Genomic DNA, 12,120 nt, shown 5'->3' with positions numbered 1-12,120 from the left:
CTGCGAGCTGGAGTTATTAAGTTATCGATATTTTTCGTATGAATCCGTTTATGAATTCGCCACCCAAGTTTCCGCCGATATTCATCGATGAAACATGGGCTGCTCCCGGTCCATTTTGCGACGTTACACTGCCCGCGCTTCCGTTTAAGCTTTCCGACCACTCGATCTTGAATTCAGAAGCGTTGCTCGTGAGCGTCATTGTGTGAATGCCCACGACTGTGCCGCCGCCAACTCCGGAATTCATGCCAAGGGTGCCAGCTTCGTTCCTGATTTGGGCAAAGGTGGCACTGCCCGCTCGAATACGCGAATAGCCAGCATTTCCGGACCACCTCGCAACATTCCCGACACCATTGCTCGCGAGAGAACCGTTTTGAAGCTGCTCCCATTCGATTGTGAAGGTCATGTTGTCAGGCGTAAACCAACCGAGATCATGGGGTTGGACGCGATCATAAGATCGCGTCACCGAAGTGGTTCCCGTGGCGATTGGTGAGGTGGAAAATGCGCCGTCTTCGAGTTGAACCCAAATGGGGCTTCCCGTCACCGCCAAGTCTACATTGCCCGATCCGGACAAAGTAAACGTGTCGCTTGAGCCTGCGGACGCAGAGGCTGACGCCGCTCCAGATAGGGAGGCTGATCCACCTGCGCCAACGGACAACGTATAGGTGCCCGCCGCCAATGTGACTGTTTGGTTGGTTGGCGCGAAGCTGTTTAGCAAGACGTTATTTCGGGCCTCTTCAATGAGGAGGCCTTGTGTGGAGAGGCGAAGGGTATTTGGAGCGAAAACTGTTCCGTCCTCCAAACGCCCTTCAGTTGTACGCGTGCACGCAAAGATATCCGAAATGTGAACGATGTTTTCGTTCAGAACGGCGAAACCTGTTGTGAAATCGCACAGCATTTTCAACCCTAAAGTATCGGGTTGCACGGCGGGCGCGTTCGGCCAAAGCGGAAGACCCAAACCAATCATTATACTAATCCCACCAAAGCGAGCGCGGTGGTGCCGCTGGCCAGCACCTTGGAGATACGCAGCGGTAAAATCGCACCATTTGTGACGTTCTCAAACGTGACGGTTGTTCCAGATTTCGTCACAGCAGTAATTGTGCCGCCTTGGCCCACAAAAAGGGCGCGGGTGACTTCGGGCAATTCGGATGTGTCATTGGGAACAATATCAAATGCGTCAATTGCAGGGCCGTTTGAAACAGGTGCAATACCTTCGTAGCGGTCTAACATTTTGGAGTCTCCTGAGTTGAAAGGGATAGGTGTTTATATCCCGAGCGGGCCTAAGCGGTTGACAACGCAACGCTCGGTTGTGTTGCATTTGGCCTTCACTCTCGCAAAAGGAGAGTTAACAAGTTGCCACTAGCTCCTTTTTCGTATCCCTAATTCATCACCCACTGTACAAATTGAGGTGTTTTTACTGAACTTGGGGCCGTCACAATGCAGATTTCTATTTTCGGAATGGGATATGTCGGATTCACCGCAGCGTGTTGCATCGCAAGTGAGGGGCACACAGTCATCGGCGTCGATGTAAGCGACACCAAAATCACCGATGTTAACAATTGCATAGCGCCCTTTGAAGAGCCCGGACTTCAGGAGCTCATGGAGAAATCCTTCAAATCTGGGCGGTTATCGGCCACAAAATCGGTGAAAGACGCGCTGTTGGATGCGGATATGGCCATCGTATGTGTCGGTACGCCGAGCGGGATCGATGGCGCGCATGATATGCGATATATCGCGGATGTTTCCCGCCAAATCGCGACCAATATCGCCCGCACGGACCCTGTAAAAAAACTGACAGTAGTCTTTCGTTCGACCATGCGCCCCGGTTCAATTCGCAAACTTGTGATACCGATTTTCAAAGCCAGCATGGGCGAGGCGTGGAGTGACAAGGTCGATCTTGTCTATAACCCTGAGTTTTTGCGCGAGGCACAGGCGATTAACGACTACTTTAATCCGCCGAAAATTGTCATCGGCACGGCGGACGGAAAACCCAATGCTGTCATGGACGAACTTAACAAAAACATTGAGGCGCAGGTTTTTGTTACCCAGTTTGAAGAGGCCGAATTTACCAAGTTTGTGGACAATTCGTGGCACGCTGTGAAGGTTGCTTTTGCAAATGAGTTTGGGCGGCTTTGCCAGAAAATGGGCGTGTCCGCAAAGCAGGTACATGAAATTTTTGTCTCGGACACTAAGCTCAACATCTCCCCGTATTACACCCGCCCGGGCGGCGCATTTGGCGGTTCATGCCTTCCAAAGGACGTGCGGGCGTTGCAATATATCGCAAGCGACGTTGGCGCGAACACACATCTAATCGACAGTCTCATTCGCTCTAACGACGCGCATAAAAATCACCAGTTTGACCAAATCGTGCGCAACCTGATGCCCGAGTCCGAGGTGCTGATGGCAGGGTTGGCGTTCAAAGCGGGGACAGATGATTTACGCGAGAGTCCAAACGTGGATTTGGCGCGCAAACTCCTCGAGGCTGGATTTCGTCTGCGAATTTTCGACCCCTGTCTTTCGCCTGAAAAACTACGCGGTCATAACTTGGGGTATCTTTATTCAACACTTCCCCAAATCGATTCACTCTTGATAAATCGCAAAGACGCAGAGGCGGGGAATTGGGAGCTTGTTATTGTTTCAAACGCAACGGGGCTTGCGATGGATTTGTCGAAATTTCAAACCGTGGAAACACATAGTATTGCATAAATAGGGTTGCGCTTCGATCGTCGAAGCGCAACCCGTTGTTTTATTTAACGACGCGAACAGCGCCTTTTGCGGCACTTGATGTCAGCGCGGCATAGGCCCGCAGGGCTGTCGTGATTTTGCGTGGGCGTGGTTTTGCGGGCACCCAGCCTTCAGCGTCCCGTTTGGCACGGCGTTCGGCCAAAACCTCATCCGAAACAGCAAGATTGATCGTCCGGTTTGGAATGTCGATCTCGATAAGATCGCCTTGCTCCACCAGTCCAATCGTTCCACCTTCGGCCGCTTCAGGAGAAACGTGCCCGATGGAAAGCCCAGAAGAGCCACCCGAGAAGCGTCCATCCGTCACAAGCGCACAGGCTTTGCCCAGGCCGCGGGATTTTAGATAGCTCGTGGGATAGAGCATCTCCTGCATCCCCGGCCCACCGCGTGGTCCCTCATAGCGGATCAAGACAATATCGCCCTTCGCCACTTTGCGGGTCAAAATGCCGGAAACCGCGTCATCTTGGCTTTCAAAAACATTCGCAGGGCCAGTGAATTTGAGGATCGAGTCGTCAACACCTGCCGTTTTCACGATACAGCCGTCTTCTGCGAGGTTCCCAAACAACACGGCCAAACCACCGTCTTGCGAGAATGCGTGCTCTGCTGAGCGCACAATGCCGGTTTCCCGATCATCATCCAACGCCTTGTAGCGCCGTGATTGCGAGAACGCGACCTGCGTGGGAACTCCGCCCGGTGCAGCACGGTAGAATTCGTGCACCGCTGCGTCGTCTGTGCGTTTGATGTCCCATTTATCCAAGGCCGCCCCAAGGGTGCCCGCGTGGATGTTGTTGACGGTTGTATCCAGCAATCCTGCGCGATCCAATTCGCCCAAAATGCCCATGATGCCACCCGCGCGATGGATGTCTTCCATGTGCACATTGGCAATCGAAGGCGCAACTTTGCACAAAACCGGAACGCCACGTGAAAGGCGGTCGATGTCGGACATGTCGAAATCGATTTCGCCTTCGTGCGCTGCGGCGAGCAAGTGCAAAACCGTATTGGTAGAGCCGCCCATGGCGATATCGAGCGTCATGGCGTTTTCAAACGCAGCTTTTGTGGCCACATTGCGCGGCAAAACGCTTTCGTCTTCTTCGTGGTAATAGCGGCGCGCAAGGTCAACGACCAAACGGCCCGCTTCGAGGAACAATTCTTTACGATCAGAGTGTGTCGCTAGTGCCGAACCATTCCCCGCAAGCGCCAATCCAAGCGCCTCGGTTAAACAGTTCATCGAGTTCGCGGTGAACATACCCGAGCAAGAACCGCAGGTTGGACAAGCAGAGCGTTCGATCGCAGCCACATCGTCGTCGCTCATGGTTTCGTCAGCTGCGGCAACCATTGCATCGACCAGATCAAGGGACCGTTCTTCGCCATCCAGCACAACTTTGCCGGCTTCCATTGGGCCACCGGAAACAAACACAACTGGGATATTCAACCGCAACGCGGCCATCAACATACCAGGAGTGATTTTATCGCAGTTTGAAATGCAAACCATGGCATCGGCGCAATGCGCGTTGACCATATACTCAACCGAGTCGGCAATGATTTCGCGTGAGGGCAGGGAATAAAGCATCCCGTCGTGACCCATCGCAATGCCATCATCCACCGCGATGGTGTTGAATTCTTTGGCAACACCACCCGAGGCTTCGACTTCGCGCGCAACCATTTGCCCCAAGTCTTTGAGGTGTACGTGTCCGGGAACAAACTGCGTGAATGAGTTCACAATCGCAACAATCGGCTTGCCGAAATCGTCGTCTTTCATGCCGGTCGCACGCCAAAGGCCACGGGCCCCTGCCATGTTGCGACCATGTGTCGAGGTTTTTGATTTTAAGGGTGGCACAGCGCACCTGCCTTTCGAAATACTTGTTTGACGAACGGCAAATATCACTGCTCGCACCAGAAAACTAGGGGATTAGCAGTATTCGAGTTCACGGTTTAAGGAACACGCCCTCAGGACGGTAATTACTCTTTGGAAATCGCGTCGTAACGACGCAAGTTTGCAATCAGGGCGCCCATTTGATCAATCGGAATCATGTTCGGCCCGTCGCTTGGCGCGTTGTCCGGATCTTGGTGTGTTTCGATAAATAAACCAGCAACCCCAACCGCCACTGCTGCACGCGCCAAAACGGGCGCAAATTCGCGCTGACCGCCCGAAGACGTGCCCTTCCCGCCGGGTTGTTGAACCGAGTGAGTCGCATCGAAAATGACGGGGTAGCCCGTAGCGGCCATCGTTGGCAGGCCACGGAAATCGGTAACCAAAGTGTTGTACCCAAAGCTCGTGCCGCGCTCACACAGCATGATGTTATCATTGCCCGTACTTGCGATTTTTTCGGCGACATTGCCCATGTCCCAAGGCGCAAGGAACTGACCCTTTTTCACGTTGATCACCTTGCCAGTCTCGCCTGCTGCGAGGAGCAAGTCGGTTTGGCGGCACAAAAACGCAGGGATTTGCAAGACGTCGACAACTTCGGCGGCGATGGCGCAATGATCAGGAAGGTGCACATCGGTAATCACGGGAACATTAAACTCGCGGGCAATATCGCCCAAAATTTGCAAACCCTTGTCAACGCCAAGCCCGCGCTCTGTCCCGATGGAACTGCGATTGGCTTTGTCGTAGCTGGCCTTGAAAACGAACTTCGTTCCTGTCGGCTCGCATGCTTCAGCGATCTTCTCGGCCATCATGCGCGAATGCTCAAGGGACTCTAGCTGGCATGGTCCGGTGATGAGGAAAAACGGATTTTTACCACCAACTTCGATATCACCGATGTTTACGATCTTGCTCATAACTGGGCTCCTAGAACGGATTCAATGCGTGCGACATCTTGTGGATTGTTGAGTTCCCAAAATACCCGCCCCCTGCCGTCCACTTCAACACAGCGAATGGGGTGGCCGTTTTCCAAGAAACGGAGTTGCTCCAATCCTTCGAGTCTTTCAAGCGGGCCTGTTTCCCAACTGCCATAATCGGCGAGGGCATCGGGGCGATAGGCGTAGACGCCAACGTGATGGAAAACGGGGATTGGGTTTGGAATTTTATTAGGGTCGACATAAGGGACGACTTCCTTGGTGAAATACAGCGCGTCTTTGAATTTGTTAAAGATGGCTGTTGTTCCTCCAACGCGATTGTTGCGGCGGTCTTCGGTGAAAAGGGCATAGGTTTGGGCATCACAGCGCAGAACGGGCGTTGCCATACCCACGGAATTGTCACGCTCCAGCTCGTCGATGAGGGCCTCAACAAACCAAGGTGGGGTCAAGGGGGCATCGCCTTGCAAATTAACGATAATATCGGCTTCTAATCCTGCGTTTTGCATGGCTTCTGCGCAACGTTCTGTGCCGTTGGCGCAATTCTCGGAGGTCATGATAACATCGGCACCAAAGGCGCGTGCAGCCTCGGCGATCCGCTCGTCATCGGTTGTTACGAAAACTTCATCCGCTCCGCGTACTGATTTGGCGGCCTCATAGCTCATTTGAATAAGCGATTTTTGTGTGCCATCCGGCAATGTCAGTTTGACCAGTGGCTTACCTGGATAGCGCGTAGACGCGAACCGCGCCGGAATTAGAATAACTGTTTTCATGCAACCCCCGCCCGCAGGCAATCATGGATGTTTAGCACGCCGATTGGCGCATTCGTGTCGTCGACAACCAGAAGGGCGCCGATCTTTTTCGTATTCAAAACGCGCAGCGCTTCTTCTGCAAGGCTGTCGCCGCGGATCGTGACAGGATTGAGGGTCGCCACTTCCCGTGCGGTTTTCTCCATCAGCCCTACGAGGTTGCGGCGCAAATCCCCATCTGAAACCACCCCGATGAGGCGGCCGTTTTCTACAACGCCCGCAATCCCGAACCCTTTTGAAGTCATTGTCAAAATCGCTTCGGACATCGGGGTTTCGGCGGCGACAATCGGAACCGCTGTCCCACCGTGCATCAACTGGCTGACCTTGATGAGTTGTGCGCCAAGTTTGCCGCCGGGGTGATAGGTGCGAAAGTTCTCGGGCTTGAATTCCCGAAGTTCCATCAGGGCCACCGCGAGGGCATCCCCAAGGGCAAGTGACAGTGTTGTTGATGTTGTCGGCGCCATACCAATCAAGCAGGCTTCGGGCACATCGGGCAGGGTTAGGGTCACATCAGAGGCTGATCCGAGCGCACTCTCTGGCCGTTTTGTGATGGCAATCATTGGGATCGCGAAGCGGCGGGTGTGGGCGATTATGTCACCCAACTCAAAAGTTTCGCCCGAGTTCGAAATCAGGATGCAGACATCTTCGGGGCGGATCATTCCCAGATCGCCATGGCTTGCTTCCGAAGGGTGAACGTAAAACGAGGGCGTGCCTGTGCTCGCGAGTGTTGAACTTATTTTGCGCGCAACATGACCCGATTTTCCAATCCCAGAGAGAATAATGCGCCCCTCGCACTTGAGCATCTTTTCAACGGCAACATGGAATTCAGGCGTCAGGTTTTGGGCAAAATGAACCAGTGCTTCGCCCTCAGACAGCAAAACACGGGCGCCAATGGCATTGATTATTTCCGGAGAGAGGCGAGGTTGGGTCACGTTTGGTCCCTTGGTGCAATTTTTACCAGTTTGGCACGGTCTTAAACTCAAATGGGGGAAATCAACATAGGGTAAAAATTTCCCCGCTAGATTTTGCCAAGGGCGATGGCACTCCACATTGCGGCGTTGCTAAATTTAGTTTGCCGATAGACGCCAACTTTCTGCAGATCATTTAAGCGCGCAATCCCGCGCCGCCGTCGCGCCCGCGCAAACAGTGCAAGGCGACGTTGGTTTTCGGGGGTAAACCGATGCGCAGAGCGGCGCAGCGCGGCGATGTTGATATCGTTCCATTCGCTGAACCTGCCGTTGGCAACCATGCGCGTCCGCGTGAGGAGGGCAGCGGTGCCAACATTCGCGCCGATGAGATTGCCGCCATGTTGGCGATAATAAAGCGACGGTTCCTGATCAAAAATAACCTTTCCGCCCACACCTGTGATCATCTGATAAATCCACCAATCATGGGCCACAATTGCACCCGCTTCCAAGCTGGCGTCCTGCAGCAAATCAAGCGCGGCACGGTTCATCATGATCGTGTTTCCCGCCGCCACATTTTGGACCAACGCATGTGGAAACCCGAGGGTTCGGGCAGGCATCCGGGACAGTCGGAGCGACTTTAATTCGTTGTCACACCTTAGGGTCCGACTGCAGTAAATTGTTGGAATATCTGCGGGTTCGATTTCCAGCATATTACGGCTGCGTTCTATTTTTGCCGGAAACCAGACGTCGTCCTGATCCGAGAGGCAAGCGTAGGCGACATCGGGGCCAGCCAAGCGAATGAGCGAAAGGAAATTCTGAGCAAACCCCTCGCGAGGGCCACTTGCTAGCGTTACAGGGCCTTTGGAGAACCGCTCAAGTGTGAGACGCAAAAAAGCCGAAGGCTCCCCTTCAGAGTCGTCGCTGACGATCAAGGACAAGTCCTCAGCCACTTGCTCTTGAAAGCTCACCACTTGCTCCACGAGAGTCTCGCAAGGTTCATAAGTAGCCATCAAAATTGCGACCTGTTTATTTTCCGACTCTATCTTCAAGGACCGTTCCTGCGTTTGTAAAAATGAGCGGTATGCACGCTCGTTTCCGCTGTTCTAGCACAGGTTTTAAGCTTCAAAAAGGATTTGTAACACAGGGGGAACCGCCGACCTTAAAGGGCGTATTCAAAACGCATTTGTTAAGGATTGTTTGTAAATGCCTTATGGGTGCCACATTTGGAAAACGTTTTGTTATCCATCTGGCCGCTATCTTCCCAGCATGCGTGTGGGCGCAGTATAACAAATGGGGTAGCCTGCGTGGCTTATTTCTCTTACAAAACAACGCTTTTGGGCGGCCATGAGAGCTATTGGTCGGGTATTTCCGACATGGCTGTTCAGTGGAATGATGGGGTGGCATCGTTGTATGCGGCGTCCCAAGTTGGCAATGGCGTGACGTCTTATCAGTTGGGTTCTGGTTCGGATGCGCTTTTCCGAAGCCAGACTGCCTATAGTCAAATCGAAGTCCCTGGAGTTGCGACAGCACTTGAAACCTTCACAATGGAGGGCGGCACTTATGTCATTTCTTCGGGTTTGCAGGCTGATAATTTGCTGTCCTTCACTTATGCTTCATCGGGGGTTTTTTCGAAACTTGAGACTTTCGCTAGTGACGTTCCATTTGAGGCGAATTTGCGGGATGTAACTTGTGTCATGGTGGCAGAGTCGATGTTTCTTTTCTCGGCGCACTCGGGCATTGCTGGCATCTCGATTTATGGAATTGATAGCGACAGAGTGATGACCCAAAGGGGGCCTGAAGCCTTGTCGAGCGGGCAGACGGGCGAAGATGTGGCGGGGATGAAAACCCTTACCAATGCTTCCGCAACGTACCTTTTGGTCGGGTCCGCGTCGCTCGACAATGTCACGAGTTATCGTATTGGAGGCGACGGAACGCTTACATCCGTTGGAAGCATGGGCACGGAGCAAGGCCTTGGGATTAGCGACATTTCGGCGATCTCGACGGTCTCTAATAACAGTGGAGATTATGTCCTGGTCGCCGCAAGGGGGAGTTCGTCCATTTCCGTTCTGCGGATGTATGGCAGTGGAACTCTTGTGCCAGTCGATCATGTCATTGATGACCTCTCGACGCGGTTTCAGAATGTAACAACAATGGAAACCATCGTGAGTAATGGGCGCACCTATGTTCTGGTCGGGGGGGCGGATGATGGGTTGAGTCTGTTCACTCTTTTGCCTGATGGTCGGTTGCATCATTTAACCAGCATGGCTGACACCGTCCAAATGGCCTTGGAAAATATTTCAGCTGTGACGATGTCTGACCAGAACGGCGAGTTGCAAATTTTTGCGGCGAGTGGCGTGGAGGCCGGAATTACCCAGCTTACTGCGACAATAGGTGAGGTGGGAGAAACGCGAACTGGTACGGGTGGCAATGACACGATAACCGGTTCGGCCAGTGACGATATTCTGTTTGGCGCAAACGGAGACGACGAGATTTCGGGGGGTGCGGGCGACGATATTCTCATGGATGGATCAGGGGTGGATCAGCTGCGGGGCGGCGCAGGGCACGACACATTTATCCTGTCCGAAGATGGTCAACGCGACACAATCCTCGACTTTGATGCCACTTTGGACATTCTTGATCTCTCGGGATTTACGCTCTTCAGGAGCATCGAACAGCTTACGGTCACAACGACATCAAGTGGCGCACTGCTGACCTTTGGAGAAGAAGTGATCAGCCTTATGTCTGCCAATGGCCAGCCTATTTACCATTCCACACTCGCTGGAATGACGATCGTGAATGCGACCCATACTCCGGTCTCGTGGATTTTACCCGAAGGTGCGCGCAATGGCAGTGCAGATAACGACGTGATGGAAGGGTCTAGTGCTGTTGATATTCTCTATGGATTAGGAGGGGCTGATTTCTTGCGTGGCTACGGCGGCAACGACACTCTCGATGGAGGCGACGGGGATGACATTCTGGTCGGTCTCGCGGGGGCAGATTACCTCTTAGGGGGGCGCGGGGATGACACCGTGGCATATGTTTATGATGCCGCCAGCGGTGGCACATCTGGCGTATTGGTCAATTTGCATGTGGGCGTGGCATGGGATGGCTTTGGAAATAAAGACACAATTGAGGAGGTGGAAAACGTATCAGGAACCAATCAAGCCGATACGATAACGGGTAACAACGATGGAAATCGACTTTTTGGACTAGATGGCAACGACAAAATCTATGGCCTTGATGGAGATGATCTTATTGCTGGCGGAGTTGGTGCTGATTATCTTCGTGGCGGCCTTGGAAACGACATGATTTACGGCGGAACTTGGGGTGACCAACTTTTTGGAGAAGCAGGGAATGATCTTCTCAATGGGTATTGGGGGAACGACTATCTTGACGGTGGAACCGGATATGACACCTTATTTGGGGGGGATGGCGACGACGTCCTTTCGGGAGGGTACCATCGCGATAAATTATACGGCGACGCTGGCAATGATCGGCTGTATGGCGGCGTTGGCAACGATGACGTTTTAGGAGGTTCTGGGAATGATCGATTGTATGGCGGCCAGGGGAACGACCTTTTGGGTGGAGGCTTGGGGAATGACACCCTGGTGGGCGAGGACGGAAATGACAGGCTCTATGGGTCCCACGGGAACGATTACCTTCAGGGTGGCGACGGTTATGATTTCCTCTACGGGGGAGATGGCGACGACGCGCTTTCGGGAGGGTCCCTTCGCGACATAATGAACGGTGACGCTGGCAATGATCGCCTTTATGGCGGCCTTGGCAATGATGACCTCTTGGGCGGCACGGGTAATGACCAATTGTATGGCGGTCAGGGGAACGATCTCTTGGGTGGGGGAATAGGAGCCGACACCCTTCGGGGCGAGGATGGAAATGACAGGCTCTATGGGTCCCACGGGAACGACTATCTTCAGGGTGGCGACGGGTATGATTTCCTCTACGGGGGGAATGGCGACGACGCGCTTTCAGGTGGGTCCGATCGCGACATATTGAACGGTGACGCAGGCAACGATCGCCTTTATGGCGGCCTTGGCAACGATGACCTATTGGGCGGCGCGGGTAACGATCTAGTCCTCGGTGGCTATGGTTCTGACCTCATTGGAGGTGGCGCGGGCAACGACACTTTATACGGTGAAGCCGGAAATGACCGGATTTATGGCGGTGACGGGGTTGATCGGCTTTTTGGCAACGACGGGGATGATTTCCTTTTTGGCGGCGGCTCTCGAGCAGATGGAGGCGACGTGATCGACGGCGGCTCTGGCCATGATTATGTCAATGGCGGGTATGGAAATGACGTCATCATGGGTCGGGATGGCAACGACACGCTAAACGGCAGTGTAGGTTCGGACACGCTTTATGGCGGGGTCGGTAATGATCTTTTGGTTGGTGGGATCGGTAATGACAGGCTTCACGGCGGAATGGGTGCGGATAGGTTCTATCACAATAGCTATTGGGGGAACGGAACGGACACAGTCATGGATTATGATGGCAGGGAAGGTGATAGGTTGCTTTTCTCGCACGCGGCCTCAGAGAACGACTTTAGAGTTGTTCTGCAACACTCCAGTGAAACAAATGGGCAGCGCATGGGCAGCGATAATATTCGTGAGGCGCATATTGTTTATATTCCCACAGGGCAAACCGCTTGGATTTTAATTGATGGGGCCGCTCTGGATCAGATCAATATAAACTCCGCCGGTGCGACGTTTGACCTGATGAATTAACCTGCGAACGATGTTTAAAATGAGTGCCATAAAATGAGCAAACCTTTGACGTAATTTCGAAGGCAGAGAACTCTATCCTAAAAGTTGAACAATTTTGCTCAATTGGACAATGACTTATGTTTTTTC

9 protein-coding genes are annotated in these 12,120 nt (G+C 53.1%); 2 read left to right on the top strand and 7 right to left on the bottom strand.

What is annotated here, in order from left to right; translation table 11 throughout:
* Window positions 1-16: 16 nt before the first annotated feature.
* Both AB9F29_RS12155 and AB9F29_RS12150 read right to left on the bottom strand, forming a co-directional pair.
* Complete coding sequence (locus AB9F29_RS12155) at window positions 17-964, bottom strand: hypothetical protein (RefSeq protein WP_369755856.1); 948 nt, start codon at window positions 962-964, stop codon at window positions 17-19.
* Window positions 964-1,227, bottom strand: coding sequence for a hypothetical protein (locus AB9F29_RS12150; RefSeq protein WP_335584567.1), 264 nt, complete (start codon window positions 1,225-1,227; stop codon window positions 964-966). Before AB9F29_RS12150 ends, AB9F29_RS12155 begins: the two co-directional genes overlap by 1 nt.
* 207 nt (window positions 1,228-1,434) lie before the next feature.
* Between AB9F29_RS12150 and AB9F29_RS12145 the strand changes: the two genes are divergently transcribed.
* Complete coding sequence (locus AB9F29_RS12145) at window positions 1,435-2,703, top strand: nucleotide sugar dehydrogenase (RefSeq protein ID WP_369755855.1); 1,269 nt, start codon at window positions 1,435-1,437, stop codon at window positions 2,701-2,703.
* Between the two features lie 40 nt (window positions 2,704-2,743).
* Here the strand turns inward: AB9F29_RS12145 and ilvD are convergent, their stop codons facing one another.
* The 5 genes from ilvD to AB9F29_RS12120 all read right to left on the bottom strand — a co-directional run bounded on the left by ilvD (window position 2,744) and on the right by AB9F29_RS12120 (window position 8,301).
* On the bottom strand, window positions 2,744-4,576 hold the full coding sequence (ilvD, locus tag AB9F29_RS12140) for a dihydroxy-acid dehydratase (RefSeq protein WP_369755854.1): 1,833 nt from the start codon (window positions 4,574-4,576) through the stop codon (window positions 2,744-2,746).
* A 122-nt stretch (window positions 4,577-4,698) separates the two neighbouring features.
* Entirely contained in the window at window positions 4,699-5,520 is an 822-nt protein-coding gene (gene kdsA / locus AB9F29_RS12135; protein WP_369755853.1) for a 3-deoxy-8-phosphooctulonate synthase, read from the bottom strand.
* Window positions 5,517-6,308: a manno-octulosonate cytidylyltransferase gene (locus AB9F29_RS12130; RefSeq protein ID WP_335584571.1), complete on the bottom strand. Its 792-nt coding sequence runs from the start codon at window positions 6,306-6,308 to the stop codon at window positions 5,517-5,519. The genes kdsA and AB9F29_RS12130 overlap by 4 nt, the downstream gene beginning before the upstream one ends.
* Complete coding sequence (locus AB9F29_RS12125) at window positions 6,305-7,276, bottom strand: KpsF/GutQ family sugar-phosphate isomerase (RefSeq protein WP_335584572.1); 972 nt, start codon at window positions 7,274-7,276, stop codon at window positions 6,305-6,307. Before AB9F29_RS12125 ends, AB9F29_RS12130 begins: the two co-directional genes overlap by 4 nt.
* Before the next feature lie 86 nt (window positions 7,277-7,362).
* Entirely contained in the window at window positions 7,363-8,301 is a 939-nt protein-coding gene (locus tag AB9F29_RS12120) for a glycosyl transferase (protein ID WP_335584573.1), read from the bottom strand.
* Between the two features lie 255 nt (window positions 8,302-8,556).
* Between AB9F29_RS12120 and AB9F29_RS12115 the strand changes: the two genes are divergently transcribed.
* Entirely contained in the window at window positions 8,557-11,994 is a 3,438-nt protein-coding gene (locus AB9F29_RS12115; RefSeq protein WP_369755852.1) for a calcium-binding protein, read from the top strand.
* Window positions 11,995-12,120 lie beyond the last annotated feature (126 nt).

Source organism: Falsihalocynthiibacter sp. S25ZX9, assembly GCF_041205405.1.
Lineage (GTDB): Bacteria > Pseudomonadota > Alphaproteobacteria > Rhodobacterales > Rhodobacteraceae > Falsihalocynthiibacter > Falsihalocynthiibacter arcticus.
The sequence above is the reverse complement of the archived record's forward strand: the minus strand, read 5'-3'. Positions and strand labels throughout refer to the sequence as shown.

Coding starts and splice junctions, on each gene's coding strand:
- AB9F29_RS12130 (WP_335584571.1), bottom strand. CDS start 6,308: ATGAAAACAGTTATTCTAATTCCGGCGCGGTTCGCGTCTACGCGCTAT.
- AB9F29_RS12150 (WP_335584567.1), bottom strand. CDS start 1,227: ATGTTAGACCGCTACGAAGGTATTGCACCTGTTTCAAACGGCCCTGCA.
- AB9F29_RS12155 (WP_369755856.1), bottom strand. CDS start 964: ATGATTGGTTTGGGTCTTCCGCTTTGGCCGAACGCGCCCGCCGTGCAA.
- kdsA (WP_369755853.1), bottom strand. CDS start 5,520: ATGAGCAAGATCGTAAACATCGGTGATATCGAAGTTGGTGGTAAAAAT.
- AB9F29_RS12145 (WP_369755855.1), top strand. CDS start 1,435: ATGCAGATTTCTATTTTCGGAATGGGATATGTCGGATTCACCGCAGCG.